This window comes from Vibrio panuliri (assembly GCF_009938205.1).
GTDB classification, from domain to species: Bacteria; Pseudomonadota; Gammaproteobacteria; order Enterobacterales; family Vibrionaceae; genus Vibrio; species Vibrio panuliri.
On sequence record NZ_AP019655.1, the window covers coordinates 523,232 to 541,672 of the forward strand.

Consider the following 18,441-nt stretch of genomic DNA (forward strand, 5'->3'; position numbering starts at 1 on the left):
GCTATTCTACGCGTCTTGAGTGCTGCTAGACTCAAACTGTTCTGTCGCTTGGTTTTCAAGCTCAGTTTGATTTTGCTGCTCAGCTTCCATCTTGGCTCGTTCCGCTTTCGAAATATAGCGGGGCTTGTTGCTGTTATGTAGCTTAGCATTCGCTTTCTTTTGCTTAGCTTTCAAAATTTGATTAATACGCTTTTTACGGTTCATGCGAGCACCCTTATTGTTGCTGGGCGCGAATCATAGCAGGAAAATTTGCGAATTGCATGAACTTCAAGAGGTGGGTTATTCGGTCATCAAGGCTCTTCGTTTTAGAAGACTTTATCACTCCATTATAACCATTAGCTCTAAAGCCCCTCCTTCAACAACAAGACATGGTTTGCTTCGCGAATAAAACTAACAGTTAAAAATCATTAGTTTCGGTCTAAAAGCAGGATCTAGACCAGATTACTCGCTCGATTTCGTCAATAGGTGAGTTGGTTACTAGGTCAAAAAAATTGAGCAACACGTGCAATTTATTTAAAACCCGATGGGTCATCTCTAACGTACTATTTAGGTACTCGGGCAGCTAAGAAGGAGTCCGAGCTTTGGTAAGTAAAGGAGATAATTATGATTAAGTTAGCCGGTTTAGTAAGCGTGGTTTTGTTCACTTCTGTCGCGATGGCGGGTGGTAGTGGTCCATACTCAAAATTAATCAAAAGCAGCACCATGGCAGGTAACGCATACGACTCGAAGGCCGCTGCGTTAGAGTCTGGTCGAATGATGATAGTTGATGTTAACCGCATGGACTCTCTAGAACTCAGCCGTAATGTGTTCTGGAGTACTAACGACCAAGTAGATTTAAATTCATTTGAGCTGTTGAACTCTCAAGTGCAAATTGAAGAGATTGTGACCAGTGAGGGGGCAATCGCTTATCAACCAGTAATTAGCGTAAGCTATGAATACCGTGCGAGAGACCGCGATTAAATCTGTTTTCGCTAGCACCGAATAGATTTAACGTTGCAAACAAGGATCTTCGCTGTGATGTTACAGCGCCTTGAAAAAAGCCCCAGCGATGGCTGGGGCTTTCTGTTGGGTGTTTTGAGGCGTTAAGCTGGGGTATCCGCTTCAACAAACTCTTGTTGCTGCTCTTGCTCTTGGCGCTCAGCACTTTCAAGCATTTTACGTACGATGAACGACGAAATAAATGCAATCACCACCATAACTAAAGCCAGAATAGTCAGCATGTAGAAGTAGTCACCATAGACGGTTTGTACCACTTCTTGTGTTAGTTGTTGTCCTTTCTCAAGTGCGATTGAGGTAGAGAATACGGCACCAATAATGCCACTGAGTGCCATGGCAATATAAAACAGAGAAACTGAGAAGTTTTCAATGTGCTTAGGTGCAACTGACAGGATAAAGGCAACCACTAAGCTACCCACAATCACTTCCGCAAAGGCTTGGAACATGTGAATAATTAAGAATGTCTCTGGGCGAATAATAACATCAGCACCAACGCTCTTCACTGCCATGGTCAAGATACCAAACGCCACCGCGGTAAAGATAAATGCAATACCAATTTTGCTCGCGGTAGAGAGGGTAAGCCCAAATTTTTCAAGACGAGAAAATGTCAGTGAGATCACTGGTCCGGCAAGGATACACCACAAAGAGTTCATCGCCATTGAAGCTTCTGGTGCGATTGGAATGAAGCCAAACAAATCACCACGCATGGTATTAATGGTTACCATGGTCATAGAGGTCATCATCTGACCGTAGTAGACAAAGAAGCAAGTGGTCAGCACGGTCATAATCAAGATCGTACCCATCTTTAGCGCTACGGCTTTACTTGACTTAAACATCAATGAGATAAAGTACAAGATAGCCGCACCACTGATGGCATAAACAATGTTTTGACCGACATCCATGTTAGAGAACATAAAGAATACTAAGCCAATCATTGCAGCTGAAAGAGCGATAAACGCAATCCAGTTTGCCGCACCAACAGGTTTTTTATCGATTTCTGCTGCAACGCTAACCAGTGGTTTTCTGAAAATCACGAGTGTCACAAGGGCGAGCAAGGCAAGCACAGCAGTCAACATAAAGCTACCGTGGAAACCGATCACCAGTACAATCATTGGGAAAAGATATTGGCCAAGTAGTGCGCCAATATTGTTCACTGAATAGTTAACTGGGTAACCATTTTCAAAGTCTTCTTGGGTCGCAAATGTACGTTTGTACAAGCTTGGGTAGGAAGGTGACATCAAGCCGCGGCCGTAACTAGCAAGGGCGATACCAACCAAGCTCATCGGTACGTTAGTGGCTGAAGAGCCAATGATCAGTAGCAAATAACCTGTTGCAAAGGTGAAGTATGAAATGGTGAGTGAGCGATACGCACCTAAGAACTTATCCGCAATAAAACCACCAGCAATTGCGAAAAGTGGGCCGATTGAAGAGAATGCACCTACAACCATCATAGTGTCGGCTTCACTGTAACCTAGATCTTCGAGGAAGAAGCGGCTCAGGATTACCATGACACCGTAGAATGACAAGCCAAACATCATTTGGCAGAACATCATCGACTTATTAAGCCTATTCCACATAAATTTCTCTTGTGAACTCGTTTAAATATATAAAAGGCGGACGATTATGTCAGAAAAACGATTAAATGCACTAATTTTCCCTGCTTTTTGGTGGTTTTTTATACTGAATTGACTGGCAAACGTTTGCTGATTGGTCGTAAATGTTAATGATACTGTTTAGAAATTAATAACGACTCGCATTCTTACTGAACCTCAACACACGTGCGTCGCACTAGAAGTGGTGCTCGGTTTATCTGCTGGGTGTAGAGAGGGAGACAACGTGTCGAGAATCCAATGAAACCGTCAGATACATAGGACGCGTGTAACAACCGTTTTTGGCAATTTTACGTGTCTATAAAGTCGGGATGCGAGGGGGATATTGATAGGGTGTTTGGTTAGAACAAACCTCATCATCGAGCAGGAGAATTTGATGAGGTTTGCTTTGTTTGGCGGTTAGATCGTGTTCTTTTTGGTTAGAATACCCGTGCTCACCACCGTGCTAGTATCCACTTGGCTACTTTAGCAATGTATTCGTAAGATGGGGTAACCTCAAGACGCACTTATTGGCACAAGTTTATTAGTGCTAATCCCCCAAGTGAGGTTTCGCGGTATTTCCTATTCATATCCTTTCCTGTGAGGTACATGGTTTCGATCACTTTGTCGAGCGATATAAGCGTTTTGCTGGTTCGCTTTAGTGCCATTCTTGACGCATTAATCGCTTTAATTGCACCCATCGCGTTGCGTTCGATACAGGGGACTTGCACTAAGCCGCCAATCGGATCGCATGTCATGCCCAGAGAGTGCTCCATCGCGATTTCTGCGGCAATGCAAATCTGCTCATTGCTGCCACCTCGTAATGATGTAAGCCCAGCCGCGGCCATGGAAGATGAGACGCCAATTTCTCCTTGGCAGCCCACCTCTGCGCCGGATATCGACGCATTCATTTTGTATAACATCCCAATTGCGCCGGCGACAGCAATGAAATCCAACAGTTGTTTGGTGTCGAGCGGACGAATAAACTTGTGGTAATACATCAGAACCGCTGGAATCACCCCAGCCGCCCCGTTAGTGGGTGAGGTCACGACTTGTCCACCGGCGGCATTCTCTTCACTGACGGCGAAAGCAAACAGGTTGACCCAATCCATTACCGCCATAGGATCCGTTTCAAGTTCATGATTAGACTGAAGCTTTTTCTGCAGGTTAGGAGCGCGTCGGGTAACATTTAAGCCGCCTTCTAAGATCCCCTCAGTGTCAAATCCGCGCTGCATACAAGATTGCATTACGTGCCAAATTTGATCCGCTCGTTGTTCTATCTTCGCCATTGATTGAAAGCAGACCTCATTACGCAATACCAATGCTGAAAGACTTAAGCCATGTGCCTCTGCGTCTTTCAGTAGTTGTTCTGCACTCGTAAAAGGGAATGGCACTTCTACTGCCTGCTCAGCTTTCCCTTCGCGCATCTCTTTTTCAGTCGCGATAAAACCACCACCGATAGAATAGTAAGTTTGTTGCAAAATGGGCTTTGCCTCGGAGTCAAAAGCGATGATAGACATGCCATTTTCATGAAGTGGTAAACTCGTTTGGTGAAAAACGATATCAGCCGAGTAGTCGAAAGGGATGGTACGGCTGGCAGATAGGAGCAATTGCTGATTTTCTATTGTGTTCTGCAGGGTCTGTTTTACACCCGTAATTTTGATGGTATCAGGCTTATTGCCAAGTAGCCCGAGGATCGTTGCGCGGTCGGTATGATGACCAATACCTGTTAACGAGAGTGAACCATAAAGGTTGACTTCAATTCGTTCAGTTTTGTCTATTAGACGGTTTTCATGTAGCTGTTTTGAAAAATCAAAACCAGCCAACATTGGACCATTGGTATGCGAACTTGATGGGCCGACGCCTATTTTGAAAATATCGAATATCGACAACATAACGGTATCCTCGTGTATGCGACACAGGCTGCTTTGTCGCTTGCAGTGGCAGAGGTGTTGAGTAACACTCATAAACCTCATTGCTTGGTTGTTTCGCTATCTCAGTGTCTGTTAGGACAAATGCACTCAGAGCGGAGTTCACTCTGTTATAACTATAGTCAGTAAGGGAATAGAAAGCAGTGGCAAGCGCAATATTGAGCGATTTAACATTAGGTAGTGTGACCGACGTCGTTATCGTGTTGGGTAAACGGCTTGTCAGTAGTCAGTTAACAGCAGAAGGGGTATCGCGCCTTGATGAACTCGCTGCTCAGTTGCCAAAGTTGCAACACAACAAGATGGCGATTATGTTTTGTGGTGGGAAGTTGGCGGAGCAACATATCTCAGAAGCTGCGGCGATGTTTCAGTATTTGGACAGTCACTATCCAGATTCATTAAGGTGGGCAAAAACAGAGCAGTTACTAATAGAAGACCAGTCGACAACCAGTGTGGAGAATTTGCTTAACGCTGCGGATAAGCTGATCGTGAGCCAACTATGTCAAAAAGGTGAACGTGTTAGGGTTCGATTGGCTTCTTGCGACTACCACATTGAACGCATTCTTGAGATAGAAGCGTTAATGCCAGAGCAAGGGCTAATTGGGCAGTTTAAACGCCGCGCCAGCAAGGTTGGGTTGGCTATCGACATGTCGTTAGAGCCCGAGCAGCATATCGCCGCGACGTATCCGCATCTATGTGAACGAGGAAAGGCTTTTTTGCTTATCGACCAATTAACCACTTATCGTGTCTACCTTGAGGGAGTGAAAGGGCAGGTGTTTGAGCGCCCACTTGCTGAAGTGAGACGAGAACCATATCAGCGAGCAATTCAAGCTTTGCAGGATTTAATGGTATTGGATATTGGGGTGCAGTATCAGCATGAACTGAAAAGAATACGGACGATTATCGAGTTGACGCCAGCAACGACACCCGTGAGGGATGTTGTGCCGCTGCTGGAGGAGCTTAATCAAATTTTGCGATGGCTAAACCGCCAAGTTGATCCAGAGTCACAACACGTTTAGTTGCTTTGTTCGGTTTATTGGTGATTTTGTCGGTAGTACTCCCATTGCTCTATGCGACTTCCGTCACTCAGTAGGCAATAAGTGACTCTTTGCGAGTTTTCTGAAACGGTCTCAAGCTCACCGCCGCGTTGAACACAATATACGGCGGCTGGATTTGAGACCGTTTGGTATTCAGTCTTTTTATAAGGCGAGTTGTCCCCCGCACATCCGACGATAGCTCCTAAAGAAGCTGCGGTTATAAAAAGTGAAAATGTCTTTAAAACTCGTTTCTTTTCCATTATTTATCTCCAGCCAAGGTATACGGCTAAAGAATAGACGAGTTTTTGGCAACTTGCCTACACCGGCATGACTCTATTTCGACCGAGTTGTTTTGCCTCATAGAGAAGTTGGTCGGTGCGCTCGATTAATGGCTCTGCACATTCATCTTCATGACGCTCAGTGACCCCAAATGATGCAGTGATATTACCCACTTGTTTCCCGCTTCGACGGTCTTTGATCGAGAGCTTCTCCACAGCACGACGCAGGCTTTCTGCAAATTGTCTTGCGACACGAAGGCTGCGATTGGGAACGATAATTGCGAACTCTTCCCCACCAAAACGATAGGCGGTGATCCCATCGCGACAACTGGATTGCAATCGTCTTGCCAGTCCACGGATGACTGAGTCACCAAACAGATGACCGTAGCTGTCGTTATAGTGTTTGAAGTGATCAATGTCGGCTAAGATCAGGCAGAAATTCTGCCCGCTTTGACAAAGAGTGTGTACGTCATTGTCAAATGAGCGGCGGTTGTACAACCCGGACAAGCTATCGAATAATGCATCGCGTTGTACTTCAGCCAGTTGGTTTTTTAAACGGCTGATTTCTTTGCTTGCGGTGTTGAGTTGGTTAGACAGGAAGCTAGTCGAGTGGCGAATATCTCGAGATTCATCGACGAGTTGGCGAACAACTGCCATCACGTCATCTAGCGACATACTCTCATCTTCCACGCGCTCCAAATTTTTGAAGCTTTTGTCAATCATCGCTGAGAATTGCGAGGTATCATTGAGGGTATCGTTCATCGAGCTAGCCACTTCATTGACTAATATCTCGATGTTGGCGCGTAAATCGCTCAGCTTAGTCTCGGATTGAGTGGCAACGTGCTTATTGTAAAGCCGCTCTCCAGCCCCTGGTGGGCAAATACCATAGTTTTCAATCACGCTTTCTAGCTCAAGGTTAAGCTTGGGCATCGAGTTGTCTACGTAGGTGTACCACAGCGCGTAGTTCGCTGGGGTTGCCGCGACATGATTCTTCATCATCAAGGGAACCGCTTTTTTTAAGTTTGCGGTCGACTTTTTAAAAACGTCTTCTGTCATTTTACTATGTCAATCAAATAAGGTGCAGCTTACGAAATCGTTGCATCAGACAATTTAAGGGTGCTTTGCTAGCACGCTTGTTTTTAATTCGATGCTGGACTGGCTAAGCGATAACCAATCCAACATCCTTGGTACAGTTTCACTTGTTCTTCAAAGCGTAAACTGTGAAATAATTTTCTATTACATTAACTTATCGCTAAGAGTTAGTCATTAACTGTTGTTTATCTTTGGTCACCTGATCCGCCCCGCGCAACATAGCTTTAATCAAATCTCCGGCATTAAACTTTTCTAATGCTTCGTGTGCACCAACTTGATTCGCGCGGTCAACACAAATCTCGCTTGAAAGCGAGGTGTGGAGAATAATGTAGGCATGGCGCAACTCAGGTGAACTCTGTGTTTCAAAGGCTAGCTCGTATCCATCTAGCCCCGGCATTTCAATATCGCTCACTAGCAAATCAACTGCGCGTCCTTGTGCCACCGCATCTTGCATGAACGACAGTGCTTCCACGCCATTGGTGCAAATGTTGTAAGGAATATTAATACTGTCTAGTGCCGTGGCAAGCTGACGCCTTGCAATGGTTGAGTCATCCACCAACAGAATGTTCAGTGCTTTAAGTTTCTCACGCTGCACGTCGGTCAGAATCGGAATTCTGGCTGCTTCTGATAGCGGGTAAATCTTGGATAGCAATAGCTCCACATCCAGCATTTGCACGATTTCATTTTCGTAACGCGTGATACCGGTGACAAAGACATTGCTTCCTGCGGTTGGTGGTGATGGCTCAATGTTACGCCAATCACAGTCAATGATTTTTTCGATGCCTCGCACCATAAAAGCCACCACAGTGCGCAAACAGTCGGTGACGATCAGAAAACACGAGGAGTACTCTTCCGGCTGAATAGGGCGAAAGCCAATCGCTGCAGGCATATCGATCACTGGCACGTTAAGGTCACGTATGGTCACGGTGCCAATAACATGATGGTGTGAGTAGGGGATCTGTGTCGTTGGCAAGTAAGGTACGATTTCACGCACTTTTAAAGTGCCGATTGCAAACAATTGCTGGGTTGCCGTTAAGCTAAACATCAACATGCCTTGTGATTGGTTTGCTTTACTCTGTACCGCCATTTTTATACCTACTGTTTTAAAAGAACTAAACCCAACCTCGATTTTATGACTAAAGTCTGAGGTCATTATGGGCTAAACACTAAACTATGTTATTAGAAATAAACGATATTTCGTTGAAACAGATCAGAGATTAGATAAACATTATTAATCTAGATGATTAGTAGTAAAAAGGTTTGATGAAGATCTCATTAATCTTAGGTACAATCATGCGCAGTTAAAGACGGGGTCAATTAGAGTAACTATGGCAAATACAGCAGCAGCTTTACACATTTTGGTAAAACACAAAGAACAAGCTGAAGACATTATCAAGCAACTGAAAAAAGGTGCGAAGTTTCAAACCTTGGCAAAGAAATATTCTAACTGTCCTTCAGGTAAACGTGGCGGAGATCTAGGCGAGTTTCGTCGTGGTCAAATGGTACCGCAGTTTGACAAAGTGTGTTTTTCTGGCGAGACACTCGTTCCTCACCTGGTGAAGACTAAATTTGGTTGGCATGTGGTTAAAGTTTTGTACCGCACATAAGATAAATATCTGATTGATATGAAAAAGGTCAAGCATTTGCTTGACCTTTTTTGCTTTCAACTATGATCCACTACAGGAAAGTAGACTATTTTCTACAATATATTTTCAATTAGTATTCCATTAATGTATCTATAGTTCTTTATGGCTTGCTCCTTTGCTATACCAATAATCTCGAAGCCTTGCTTGGTGTAAACCGCTAGTACTTGGTCATTATCACCTAATACATAAGTAAAAAGTGAACGGTATTAGAGCGTTTTGCCCTCTTATGAATGATTAGAACACGTAACCTACAGCGATAGAAGTTATGACCATATCTGTCCCGTCTACATCACCGAAAGCAATCTTGCCGTCTACAGTCATATTGTTAGCAAACTTGTATCCAACAAACGGAGTGATAAGTGTTCCGTCAGTCTCATCAGAAGCACTAGCAGAACCAAAAGCATTTGTTAAACTAGCATTCGCTTCAACAGTCACGAACGTTAAACCTAAGCCGCCTCTAACACCGTTAACTGCTTGATAACCTACATATGTAGTGAGCGCATCAGCTTCTAGAGAAATACTAGCGGAAGCTCCTGGCGCGAAAGCACTTGCACTATCTTCAAAAAGACCTGGCGCGTAGTCGAAACCGACCAACAAGCCGTTTTCGAAAGTGTAGTTAGCGCCCAATGTAAAGTTGCTTTCAGTATCTGGACTATCAAAACCATCAACGTCAACAGCAGCATAGCCAAGCGTTAAGCCTAGGCCCTCATACCACTCTTTTGTATTTGTATTTGTATTTGTATCTGCAGCAAAAGAAGAAGTAGCTGCAAGAGTGATAGCAGCAGCTAAAGCGAATTTTTTCATTGTTATTCTCAGTATTTATAGTCAAAAAATTGGGGGCGGATTAAAGCCATAATTGAAACGACACGCAAGATAAATTTACTTGTCAACACGACTATAAGTTTGATTTGTAATATAAGGAAGTTATAGGTAACTGTTGCAATCGGCTTTTCAATTTGGAGTTGAAGCCTTGCATCGTATATAAGATAAATATCTGATTGATATGAAAAAGGTCAAGCATTTGCTTGACCTTTTTTGCATCTGAACACCGCGTGATTCTAAACTGCGTATAAGCAGGCTTCACCGTCAGGGCGAGTTTTAAAGCGGCGGTGTAACCACATGTACTGACTCGGTTCTGCCATGATTGATGTTTCAATCGCCTTGTTGGTATAGGCGGCAGCAAGTGTTTCACACTCTCGCGGGTATTCATCCAAGCTAGGAAGAATCGTTAGGGTGTAGTGATTATCCCTGCCTCGAACCATAGTAAAGGGCACGATGACACAATCTGTCGCGTTGACCAGCAGGCTCGTACCTGTGGTTGTGCAGGCGTTTTCAACTGCGAACAGTGGCGCAAAAGTAGAGCGACGACGACCATAGTCATGATCCGGCGCGTACCAAACTCGTTTGCCCGTTTTCAGTGCGTGGATCATGCCTTTCACGTCACGGCGATCGATTAGAGTACGGTTTGAACGAGAGCGACCATGATACTGAAAGTAATCAAAGCAAGGGTTGGAGTTGGGACGATAAACGCCCATTCCCGATTTCTTAATACCAAATGCGCGCGCGCCAAGCTCCAAGTTCATCGAGTGAACGGCAAGCATTAGCACGCCCTTACCTTGTTTTTCGAAGGCTTCTAAGCGTTCCATACCAATGATGGTGACGTGTTTGTTTACCCGTTTGTCTGGCCAAAACCATGCCATAGCGGTTTCAAAAAGAGCGATACCTGTATTTTCAATATTTTGCTCAGTCAGCAACGACATCTGTGAGGCTTCCATTTCAGGGAAACAGAGCTCAAGATTACGTCGAATTGTGTTTGAGCGTTTTTTCATTCGCCCTAACACCAAGCGACCAATACGCTTTCCAAGTCCAATTTGAAGTTTTAACGGCAGCAAGCTCAGCGAATACATCAGCGCAATAAGGAGCAGTGTCCCCCAATAGTTCGGGAGGAGATATTGCCATTTAAAGACCGGAGCGATAGGTTTCATTTGTTTACAATTCGTTTAAAAGGGCGCGCAGTCTATATCGAAGTTGTTACTATCACAAACTAAAATATTGATCTAATTCACACTAAAATTAATGTTATTGATTACTAATGAATTTTTGCGAGGGTCTGTCAAAGATTTATACAAAAATTGCATCTTTGTCTGCAAAAATGATAAAGACGACTGATTAATGAAGACATGAAAACTAGATCAAGAGCTGATTTTAGTCTTCAGAGATGGTTGGGAGGCTGCGCGAGTTGAGCCTCCTTTGACTAAGCAATACAAACCTAATCTTGCATTGCGTAAAACGCTGCGATGTCTTTTAAATCCTGATCGTTAAGTTGGCGCAGTTGAGCCGCCATCATTTGTGCCATAGGTGAGGTACGTTTGCCTTGCTGGTAATCTAGCATCGCTTGATAGAGATACGCGGCATTTTGTCCATTGAGGCTTGGGTAACGAGGGTTGGTCGCTTTGCCAGTTTGACCATGACAAAATACACAACTTGGCGATTTTACCTTACCAAGCTCGGCATCGCCAAAAGGTTTAGCTTGAACCAAAGGTGCTAAAGACAACAGACCAAGAATGAGCAATTTACGCATAAAAATAACAGATATATTTGAATTTAATAAGGCGGGAATAATAAAGCTTCCCGCAAGGGGAAGCTCAATAGTGCAAGGAGTCAATCGCTGTATTTTTAGACGTAATCAGCGATTTTTTGCAAGACCGTCTCGATGTCTTGTGCCGAGATGTCTTTGTGCGTAACAAATCTCATCGGATTTCCCGCGGTCGCGATGATGCCATCTTGCGCTAATTTGCCGACCAGACCCGAGACATCAATCGATTCATCGATCTTAGTGAACACGATATTGGTATGAATAAACTCAGGGTTGACGGAAAAACCAGGGATCTGACTTAGACCTTCGGCTAGTCGCTTAGCGTTAATATGATCTTGCTTAAGTTGAACGACTTGCTCTGTGAGGGCGAGTTTACCCGCCGCCGCAAGAATACCAGCTTGTCGCATGCCACCGCCGACCATTTTTCTTAGGCGGCGCGCTTTGGCGATGTACTCTTTAGAGCCAAGTAGGAGTGAGCCTACTGGCGCACCAAGCCCCTTAGATAGACACACTGTCATTGAGTCAAAATATTGAGCAATCTCTTTTACGTCGATGTCCAATGCAACCGCCGCGTTGTATACGCGAGCGCCATCAAGGTGCATAGCAAGTCCATTTTGGTTGACGAACTCACGCGCTTGAGCCAGATATTCTAGTGGCAGCACTTTACCGTTGATGGTGTTTTCTAAGCTCAATAAACGAGTACGAGCGAAGTGGATATCATTAGGTTTAATCGCTGCCTGAAGCTTATCAAATGGGAGCGTTCCGTCAGGATTATTTTCAATCGGTTGAGGTTGAATTGAACCTAATACAGCGGCACCGCCTGCTTCATAACGGTAGTTATGAGCTTGCTGACCACACAGATATTCGTCACCGCGTTCGCAGTGTGCCATTAATCCGAGTAAGTTGGCTTGAGTACCTGAAGTGGTGAACATTGCAGCCTCGAAACCGTGTCGCTCCGCAGCCCATTGTTCCAAATCGTTGACTGTTGGGTCATCCCCGTAAACATCGTCACCCACTACTGCTTCTGCCATCGCCTTACGCATGGCATCGGTCGGTTTTGTAACCGTATCAGAACGAAAATCCATCATTAATCCTACTGTAGTCCATCGCCGAGATTATATTGAGCAAGTCAGATATAACCACACAACTTAGCTTTGCTTAGACAAGCCATGCTCTTGGCATCGCTTATGCTGCCATTAATGATCATTTGCTCAATTTCGGCAAGAGATATGTGTAGCACTTCTATCACTTCGTCATCATCACAAGTATAGCGTGATGTTTTGCTTAAGCCTTTTGCGACAAACAGGTACTGAATCTCGTCGCAAAATCCAGCCAGAGGTGTGACTTGACCGAGTGGAATTATTTCGTTTGCACTGTAGCCAGTCTCTTCTTCGAGCTCTCTTGCGGCACAAACTTCAATTGGCTCGTCACTTTCCAACGTCCCTGCGGGTAGCTCAAGTAGCCATTTACGCAAAGAAGGGCGGTACTGATTGACGAAAACAATATTGCCATTGTCGTCGATGGGTAAGATCACAGCGGCGCCAGGGTGCGCAATTGTGGTGTGGGTAATTTGCTTACCATTGGGTAACTCAACGCGCTCTTCTACCAGTGAAATACGCTTCCACTGATGTATCACTTTTTTCTCTATCACAAAAGTTAACTACCATGCTTAGGGGCGGGAAATGCTAGCTACCTTAACCACTTATGGGTTGAAATAAAAGCACTATAAAACCAAGTGCACATAAAATGATTTATTGAACATTGATGCATATCACAAATATGAAAACATAGTTTTTAAGTGCGTCTGAAAATTTCTATCTGCTATAAAGGGTTGCTCTAACGTATAATTTCGCATATAACAAAATAGTAACAATGTATTAACTCATGTGTAAAATTATGAATTTTCCAGAGGAGCAAACCGTTGACGTTACTTTCCCAAGTGAATTATTCAAATAAAGCTTTGTTATCAGAGCGTATCAATAAACTAGCTAAAGCACTGTCAGACGGCGTCTATGAACGGGAGGATACAATAAGAATGTGCCTTCTTGCTGCTCTCGCAGGCGAAAGCGTATTTTTATTAGGCCCTCCCGGCATTGCAAAAAGCCTCATCGCTAAACGCCTTATCCAAGCTTTCGACAACTCATCTTACTTTGAATATTTAATGACGCGATTTTCAACACCTGAAGAGGTGTTTGGTCCCTTAAGTATCCAAGAGCTCAAGGACAACGGCCGTTATGTCCGTTTGACCGAAGGTTATCTACCTACAGCTCAAGTTGTGTTTTTAGACGAAATATGGAAAGCCGGCCCAGCAATTTTGAACACCTTGCTCACCGTTGTGAACGAAAAAACGTTTAAAAATGGCAGTGACATTGAGAAAGTGCCAATGCGTCTTCTTGTTTCGGCTTCGAACGAATTACCTGATGAAGATAGCGGCTTAGATGCACTGTATGACCGTATGCTTGTGCGTGTTTTCGTCAATAGAATTCAAGACAAACAGAATTTTAAATCCATGCTGACGGTAGGCACAGAACAAGAAGCGAAAATTCCTGCTGGACTGGCCATTACCGATCAAGAGTACCACCTGTGGCAACAAGAGCTCGATAAACTCCCTCTCACCGATGATGTGTTCGAAAAGCTCTACCAACTAAAATCACTCCTAGAGCAAAAAGCCGAGCAAGCAGGCGTAGAGTTTGCCCAATCGGATATGTATGTCTCTGACCGACGTTGGAAAAAATCAGTAAAACTGCTCAAAGCAAGTGCCTATTTCAATGGACGAGATTCAATCAACCCTCTCGATTTAATCCTTTTGCAAGACTGTTTATGGAACAGTGCTGAATCTCGAGAAATTGTATGGCAAGTGATCAAAGAGTTTGCGCTGAAGTACGCCTTTGATCAGCAAGACGTTGAACAACAAATCACGTTTTGCCGTGAAGAATTAGCCGACGTGCAAGATGAACTCGAAACGAAGTTTGCTATGTCGCTTTCGATGGAATCGACCACCGGACTGATCAAGAAGAGTGTTCACCACTACAACCTCTCGGGCATCAAATCCTACCGAGTCGGGGCGGCGAGCGACTTGGTCAAACTGGTGCTACTGCAAAGTAACATGTCGGTCTCAGAGTCAGAAAAAGGGGATAGCCGTTGGGTATACGTGCCAAAGAATGAGTTGGAACGGGTAATCAAAGAAGGCTGCGGCGATGTGTATGGTTATGTTAACCAAAACACGAATTTGTGTCGCTTACGCTTTGAGATGGACGCTGCAAATAATCTTGTAATAAAAGACATTGCTAATCGAGCTGTGCTGGTTTCAGTCGTCACGACACAAGGGCTTGATAGCGATGTGTATCAACAATGGTTAGAGAAAGCTGAGAATGCACTACGTCAACTTGAAGAAGCTGAACACCATTTACGTAAAGTGAAATCAAACTTTCATGGTGCACTGCCTCATGGGTTTATTAATCCAGAAATCCCTCGAGTGATGGAATCGAGTTTGCAGTCACTACAACAACAACTAGAAACGACCAAAAGCGAGTGTGAACGGACCGTCTTTCGCTTCAAAAACCTTGATCAATTCTTTTCATAGGAGGTGACAATGTTAGGAGCAGATGGTCTTAACCTTGCACTTATGATTGCAGATTCGGGAATGATTGACAGCGCGGTCAATGATTTGATGGCTCGTACTCAAGTAATGGTGATGGCGGAGAACCGAGGCATGAAAACCTCGGTAAAAAATCACCTGCTTAAGTGGCGTGGTAGCGTAAAAAAGCGCATTACCAAAGTATGTGAAACTGAACGTTTTCAACAAGAACTCGCGTTATATCAAGAAGTGATTCATTGGGATGAAACTGAGTTTGTTGAAAAAATTCCTGCGGTGGTAAAACAGCTCGAATGGCATAGCGCATTCTACATTGAAGCACGCCGTCTGATTGAAAAGAACAAAGGGGTGCATAACCCAATGTTCCCGCACTATTTTTGTGACCAATGGTATAAGAGTCTATCGGATGCAATTCGCCAAGCGCAGTTAACCGAGCTTAAAGCGAACAAAGAAAAAGTATTGAAAGATCTTTACCAGCGTATGGAAACCATGAAAAACATGGAAAAAGTGACGCAGGAAGGGGATGAAAATAGTGTAGGTCGCTTATGGGATATGGCCTCCGCTAAGTTAACCAAGACCGATCTCTCTGTGATGAAGCGTCATGCGGAGTTCCTTAAAAAGAACAAAACCTTACAGGATATTGCTGAGCAACTGGGACGTATGGCTAACGAGGTGGACGATCCCGATTTAAATCGCACGCCTAATGAAGAGCTTCAAGTGGTTGAAGAAACCTCTGATGAGGCTACCGACGATATTGTCGGTGTTCATGAAGGCGATGATTTAAATAAACTGCTGCCTAATGAAACGATGTTTTTGGCGTACCCTGAACTTGAAGTTGTGTTTTACAAGCACTTAGTTGATAAGCGTTTGATGAACTATAAAACTCAGGGTAAATCTCGCACACTTCGAAAAGTCAGGGCGCAAAAGGCTGACCACAGCAAAGCAGAAGTCGAAAAAGGCCCATTTGTTGTCTGTATTGATGCTTCAGGGTCGATGAACGGCTTTCCTGAACAGTGTGCCAAAGCAATGGCTTATGCATTAATGCAGATGGCACTAGCAGAAGATAGAGATTGCTATGTGATGCTGTTTTCTACTCAGGTCATCACCTATGAACTGACAAAGCAAGATGGGCTTCGAGAGGCAAGTGACTTTCTAAGCTATAGCTTTCATGGGGGGACTGATCTTGGCCCAGTGTTGGCACAAACCGTTGAGATCATGATGGGTGAGCGATATAAAAATGCCGATACGGTCGTGATTTCGGACTTTATCGCACCGTTACCTGTTGAAGAGATCCAACAGAAAGTACGCGATCTCAAAAAATGCTCCAACCGTTTTCATGCACTCTCGCTTTCTAAGTATGGTAATCCAGACTTGTTAGGAATGTTTGACCACAGTTGGGCTTACCATCCGAACCTCGTTGGACGTTTGATGCGTAAATGGTAAGCCGCTTTTCACATGCTACTCAGGCAACCTCAAGGTGCTTGGCTCAGCGAGTCTGAATTCTGCATCTTGAGGTGACTTGAGTCTATTAGTCGGCCTGATGGCTTCGGGCAGACTTGATTGATTGGGTAAGTTGAGGCATCAGAGACATCAAAATCATACCGGCCATTAACCCATATTGCCCCAAGGTATAACTCTCTCCAACCAGCACCACACCAAATACAATACCTGCAATTGGATTTGCAATGCCTCCGAAAGTGAACTCTACTACGCTCATACGCTGAAGTAGGAAAACATATAAGCCGTAGCCTAGTGCGGTGTTAAGCAGTGATAGCCATGCGATACCAGCAACATTGAACGCACTGACATGTTCAATCGCGTAAAGGTACTTACTAGGGTCAACTAAGGCGTGAATACAAGAGATAATCGCTAGGAACACACCACCTAAAATTAGCTGCCATGTCAGCACTTGCCACCAATGCATAGTGACGCCCAGTCGTTTGGTAATATCACTACCGATAATGATACAAAAGATTGCCGTCAACAGTGCCCCTAAGCCAATTGGGCTTAAGACAAGTTGATTCGGGTCAAACAGCATCCACGCCAAAACAATCAACATCGCGCCACTTAACATCTGGACTTTGCTTGGCATACGGCGATACACAACACCATGATATATCATCGCAAAGACCGGGACTGAGATCATTCCAACGCCCGATATCGCTGACGGCAAACTGAGCGCAACCACAAAGATAAGTGAGAAGAAGATACCGATATTGATTAAACCGAGAACTGCCAGTTGTCGCCACTGCTTCCCTTTTGGCCACATTGGTCTGAGCAGAAGTAGCAGTAATCCTGCAGGAAGGGCTCTCAACGCGCCAAGAAGGAGTGCGGGCCAGCCTTCGAGGGTAAACTGAGTCACAGCATAAGTGGTTCCCCAGAAAAAGGCGGGGATCATGGCATAGAAAATCGACATAAAAATATCTTCACGTAAAGATAACTCGTCACAAATTTACAAGCTGATTAGCTTTATGTAAAGTATCTTTATATAAAGATATATTGGATGCCCAAGCTATGGACACTATCGATCGAGCACTTGGACAATGGCAAAATGTTCAACCCTCACTCAATACACAACCTCTGGCGATTATTGGCAGAGTGTTGCGCATCGCTAAGCATCTTGAGAATGAGATGGCGAGCTTGCATAAATCTTTTGGTTTGAAACCTGGCGAGTTTGATGTGCTAGTTTCTCTCTATCGCAGTGATGCCCCCCAAGGTCTCACTCCCAGTGAACTTATCAATGCAATGATATTGACGTCCGGAGCGATGACCAACCGACTTGATAAACTAGAAGCTAAGCACTTAATACAACGAACGCATAACGAGACAGATCGAAGAAGTGTTAAGGTTAAGTTGACGCCGCAGGGAAAGCGTCTTATCAATGATATTCTTCCGCAGCATAGCGAGCTGCAAGAATCCTTGATCGCCAATATAGAGCCAAAGATGAGGAAAAACGTTGAACAGATGCTCGCTGAGTGGATGGGGCAATTTGAATAAGGGGTAGAGATGACTAACAAAGAACTGACCGCATATCTTGATAAGTTTCGCGAAGCGCAAGCTGATTATCCGTTCGGACCTGATGCCTTAGTGTATAAAGTGAGAGGCAAAATGTTCGCCATATTGGCGCGTCGTGAGGGTAGAGACTATGTCACTCTCAAAGTAAAACCCGAAGACGGTGAAGTGCTAACATCTCAGTTTACTGATATTACCCCTGGTTATCACACTAACAAGCGACATTGGATCACGGTTTACTATCCAGGTGATGTGGAAGACACTCTTATCGAGGACCTTTGCACTCAGTCGTATGCTTTAGTAGTGAAGGGATTAAAAAAACTCGAACGTGTGGCATTGGGTTTTGAGTAGTGGCGGATTGAGAAAAATTGAGCAATTAGATCAAAGACTCGCCCATCTGCGCTAAATATCAGCAAACAAACTCAGTTTCGATAAATTTGTTTGACTCCAGTGGGAGAATCCGTAAAGTGTGCAGCGAACGCAGCGGTGGGTAACTTAAGCGTTTCAAAATGGCGCCTTGGCAGAGTGGCTATGCAGCGGATTGCAAATCCGTGGACCTCGGTTCGACTCCGGGAGGCGCCTCCATTTTGCGACACTAGCTCAGTTGGTAGAGCGCAACCTTGCCAAGGTTGAGGTCACGAGTTCGAACCTCGTGTGTCGCTCCAGATTTTA

At 44.4% G+C, this 18,441-nt stretch carries 19 protein-coding genes and 2 tRNA genes; 9 read left to right on the forward strand and 12 right to left on the reverse strand.

Annotation, left to right across the window (positions count from 1 at the left end; genetic code table 11):
• Positions 1 to 6: 6 nt before the first annotated feature.
• Positions 7 to 204: a DUF2986 domain-containing protein gene (locus tag GZK95_RS17110; RefSeq protein WP_075715809.1), complete on the reverse strand. Its 198-nt coding sequence runs from the start codon at positions 202 to 204 to the stop codon at positions 7 to 9.
• 399 nt (positions 205 to 603) lie between these two features.
• Here GZK95_RS17110 and GZK95_RS17115 point away from each other — a divergent pair, with 399 nt between their 5' ends.
• Entirely contained in the window at positions 604 to 960 is a 357-nt protein-coding gene (locus tag GZK95_RS17115) for a DUF3316 domain-containing protein (RefSeq protein WP_075706167.1), read from the forward strand.
• Positions 961 to 1,082: 122 nt separating this feature from the next.
• Here GZK95_RS17115 and GZK95_RS17120 read toward each other — a convergent pair whose 3' ends face one another.
• Both GZK95_RS17120 and GZK95_RS17125 read right to left on the reverse strand, forming a co-directional pair.
• The gene (locus GZK95_RS17120) at positions 1,083 to 2,573 is read right to left on the reverse strand and encodes a peptide MFS transporter (protein WP_075715810.1); all 1,491 of its coding nucleotides are present in this window, start codon (positions 2,571 to 2,573) and stop codon (positions 1,083 to 1,085) included.
• 539 nt (positions 2,574 to 3,112) lie between these two features.
• A complete protein-coding gene (locus tag GZK95_RS17125) occupies positions 3,113 to 4,480 on the reverse strand; it encodes an L-serine ammonia-lyase (RefSeq protein WP_075715811.1) in 1,368 nt (455 codons plus the stop codon).
• 179 nt (positions 4,481 to 4,659) lie between these two features.
• On the opposite strand from GZK95_RS17125, the gene GZK95_RS17130 reads away from it, so the two are divergent.
• The gene (locus GZK95_RS17130) at positions 4,660 to 5,532 is read left to right on the forward strand and encodes a YdcF family protein (protein ID WP_083626308.1); all 873 of its coding nucleotides are present in this window, start codon (positions 4,660 to 4,662) and stop codon (positions 5,530 to 5,532) included.
• Positions 5,533 to 5,546: 14 nt separating this feature from the next.
• On the opposite strand, the gene GZK95_RS17135 is transcribed toward GZK95_RS17130, so the two are convergent.
• The 3 genes from GZK95_RS17135 to GZK95_RS17145 all read right to left on the reverse strand — a co-directional run bounded on the left by GZK95_RS17135 (position 5,547) and on the right by GZK95_RS17145 (position 8,007).
• Complete coding sequence (locus GZK95_RS17135) at positions 5,547 to 5,810, reverse strand: putative hemolysin (protein WP_075715812.1); 264 nt, start codon at positions 5,808 to 5,810, stop codon at positions 5,547 to 5,549.
• 57 nt (positions 5,811 to 5,867) lie between these two features.
• Positions 5,868 to 6,884, reverse strand: a complete 1,017-nt coding sequence (locus tag GZK95_RS17140; RefSeq protein ID WP_075706172.1) for a GGDEF domain-containing protein — start codon at positions 6,882 to 6,884, stop codon at positions 5,868 to 5,870.
• 196 nt (positions 6,885 to 7,080) lie between these two features.
• A complete protein-coding gene (locus GZK95_RS17145) occupies positions 7,081 to 8,007 on the reverse strand; it encodes a chemotaxis protein (protein ID WP_075715813.1) in 927 nt (308 codons plus the stop codon).
• A gap of 241 nt (positions 8,008 to 8,248) precedes the next feature.
• Between GZK95_RS17145 and ppiC the strand changes: the two genes are divergently transcribed.
• Entirely contained in the window at positions 8,249 to 8,527 is a 279-nt protein-coding gene (gene ppiC, locus GZK95_RS17150) for a peptidylprolyl isomerase PpiC (RefSeq protein WP_151148806.1), read from the forward strand.
• Positions 8,528 to 8,800: 273 nt separating this feature from the next.
• Here ppiC and GZK95_RS17155 read toward each other — a convergent pair whose 3' ends face one another.
• From GZK95_RS17155 to GZK95_RS17175, 5 genes are all read right to left on the reverse strand, one after another.
• Positions 8,801 to 9,370: an outer membrane beta-barrel protein gene (locus GZK95_RS17155; RefSeq protein WP_075713282.1), complete on the reverse strand. Its 570-nt coding sequence runs from the start codon at positions 9,368 to 9,370 to the stop codon at positions 8,801 to 8,803.
• 254 nt (positions 9,371 to 9,624) lie between these two features.
• Positions 9,625 to 10,551 (reverse strand): LpxL/LpxP family Kdo(2)-lipid IV(A) lauroyl/palmitoleoyl acyltransferase, encoded by a 927-nt coding sequence (gene lpxL, locus GZK95_RS17160; protein ID WP_075713284.1) that lies wholly within the window; start codon positions 10,549 to 10,551, stop codon positions 9,625 to 9,627.
• Between the two features lie 284 nt (positions 10,552 to 10,835).
• On the reverse strand, positions 10,836 to 11,147 hold the full coding sequence (locus GZK95_RS17165; RefSeq protein WP_075713286.1) for a c-type cytochrome: 312 nt from the start codon (positions 11,145 to 11,147) through the stop codon (positions 10,836 to 10,838).
• A 95-nt stretch (positions 11,148 to 11,242) separates the two neighbouring features.
• Positions 11,243 to 12,247 carry a low-specificity L-threonine aldolase gene (ltaE, locus tag GZK95_RS17170; protein ID WP_075713288.1) on the reverse strand — a complete coding sequence of 335 codons (1,005 nt, stop codon included), beginning with the start codon at positions 12,245 to 12,247 and terminating at the stop codon, positions 11,243 to 11,245.
• 44 nt (positions 12,248 to 12,291) lie between these two features.
• Positions 12,292 to 12,798 (reverse strand): NUDIX hydrolase, encoded by a 507-nt coding sequence (locus GZK95_RS17175; RefSeq protein ID WP_225623949.1) that lies wholly within the window; start codon positions 12,796 to 12,798, stop codon positions 12,292 to 12,294.
• Between the two features lie 285 nt (positions 12,799 to 13,083).
• On the opposite strand from GZK95_RS17175, the gene GZK95_RS17180 reads away from it, so the two are divergent.
• Positions 13,084 to 14,745, forward strand: coding sequence for an ATPase RavA domain-containing protein (locus tag GZK95_RS17180; RefSeq protein ID WP_075706200.1), 1,662 nt, complete (start codon positions 13,084 to 13,086; stop codon positions 14,743 to 14,745).
• A 9-nt stretch (positions 14,746 to 14,754) separates the two neighbouring features.
• The gene (gene viaA / locus GZK95_RS17185) at positions 14,755 to 16,200 is read left to right on the forward strand and encodes an ATPase RavA stimulator ViaA (protein ID WP_075713290.1); all 1,446 of its coding nucleotides are present in this window, start codon (positions 14,755 to 14,757) and stop codon (positions 16,198 to 16,200) included.
• 85 nt (positions 16,201 to 16,285) lie between these two features.
• Here the strand turns inward: viaA and GZK95_RS17190 are convergent, their stop codons facing one another.
• Complete coding sequence (locus GZK95_RS17190) at positions 16,286 to 17,173, reverse strand: DMT family transporter (RefSeq protein WP_075713292.1); 888 nt, start codon at positions 17,171 to 17,173, stop codon at positions 16,286 to 16,288.
• A 98-nt stretch (positions 17,174 to 17,271) separates the two neighbouring features.
• Here GZK95_RS17190 and GZK95_RS17195 point away from each other — a divergent pair, with 98 nt between their 5' ends.
• From GZK95_RS17195 to GZK95_RS17210, 4 genes are all read left to right on the forward strand, one after another.
• Positions 17,272 to 17,754: a MarR family winged helix-turn-helix transcriptional regulator gene (locus GZK95_RS17195; RefSeq protein WP_075706203.1), complete on the forward strand. Its 483-nt coding sequence runs from the start codon at positions 17,272 to 17,274 to the stop codon at positions 17,752 to 17,754.
• Between the two features lie 9 nt (positions 17,755 to 17,763).
• Positions 17,764 to 18,120 (forward strand): MmcQ/YjbR family DNA-binding protein, encoded by a 357-nt coding sequence (locus tag GZK95_RS17200; RefSeq protein WP_075713294.1) that lies wholly within the window; start codon positions 17,764 to 17,766, stop codon positions 18,118 to 18,120.
• A 160-nt stretch (positions 18,121 to 18,280) separates the two neighbouring features.
• Positions 18,281 to 18,354 (forward strand) — tRNA-Cys (locus GZK95_RS17205).
• A 4-nt stretch (positions 18,355 to 18,358) separates the two neighbouring features.
• Positions 18,359 to 18,434: transfer RNA gene (locus GZK95_RS17210), tRNA-Gly, on the forward strand.
• Positions 18,435 to 18,441 lie beyond the last annotated feature (7 nt).

Coding starts and splice junctions, on each gene's coding strand:
- GZK95_RS17110 (WP_075715809.1), bottom strand. CDS start 204: ATGAACCGTAAAAAGCGTATTAATCAAATTTTGAAAGCTAAGCAAAAG.
- GZK95_RS17115 (WP_075706167.1), top strand. CDS start 604: ATGATTAAGTTAGCCGGTTTAGTAAGCGTGGTTTTGTTCACTTCTGTC.
- GZK95_RS17120 (WP_075715810.1), bottom strand. CDS start 2,573: ATGTGGAATAGGCTTAATAAGTCGATGATGTTCTGCCAAATGATGTTT.
- GZK95_RS17125 (WP_075715811.1), bottom strand. CDS start 4,480: ATGTTGTCGATATTCGATATTTTCAAAATAGGCGTCGGCCCATCAAGT.
- GZK95_RS17135 (WP_075715812.1), bottom strand. CDS start 5,810: ATGGAAAAGAAACGAGTTTTAAAGACATTTTCACTTTTTATAACCGCA.
- GZK95_RS17140 (WP_075706172.1), bottom strand. CDS start 6,884: ATGACAGAAGACGTTTTTAAAAAGTCGACCGCAAACTTAAAAAAAGCG.
- GZK95_RS17145 (WP_075715813.1), bottom strand. CDS start 8,007: ATGGCGGTACAGAGTAAAGCAAACCAATCACAAGGCATGTTGATGTTT.
- ppiC (WP_151148806.1), top strand. CDS start 8,249: ATGGCAAATACAGCAGCAGCTTTACACATTTTGGTAAAACACAAAGAA.
- GZK95_RS17155 (WP_075713282.1), bottom strand. CDS start 9,370: ATGAAAAAATTCGCTTTAGCTGCTGCTATCACTCTTGCAGCTACTTCT.
- lpxL (WP_075713284.1), bottom strand. CDS start 10,551: ATGAAACCTATCGCTCCGGTCTTTAAATGGCAATATCTCCTCCCGAAC.
- GZK95_RS17165 (WP_075713286.1), bottom strand. CDS start 11,147: ATGCGTAAATTGCTCATTCTTGGTCTGTTGTCTTTAGCACCTTTGGTT.
- ltaE (WP_075713288.1), bottom strand. CDS start 12,247: ATGGATTTTCGTTCTGATACGGTTACAAAACCGACCGATGCCATGCGT.
- viaA (WP_075713290.1), top strand. CDS start 14,755: ATGTTAGGAGCAGATGGTCTTAACCTTGCACTTATGATTGCAGATTCG.
- GZK95_RS17190 (WP_075713292.1), bottom strand. CDS start 17,173: ATGTCGATTTTCTATGCCATGATCCCCGCCTTTTTCTGGGGAACCACT.
- GZK95_RS17195 (WP_075706203.1), top strand. CDS start 17,272: ATGGACACTATCGATCGAGCACTTGGACAATGGCAAAATGTTCAACCC.
- GZK95_RS17200 (WP_075713294.1), top strand. CDS start 17,764: ATGACTAACAAAGAACTGACCGCATATCTTGATAAGTTTCGCGAAGCG.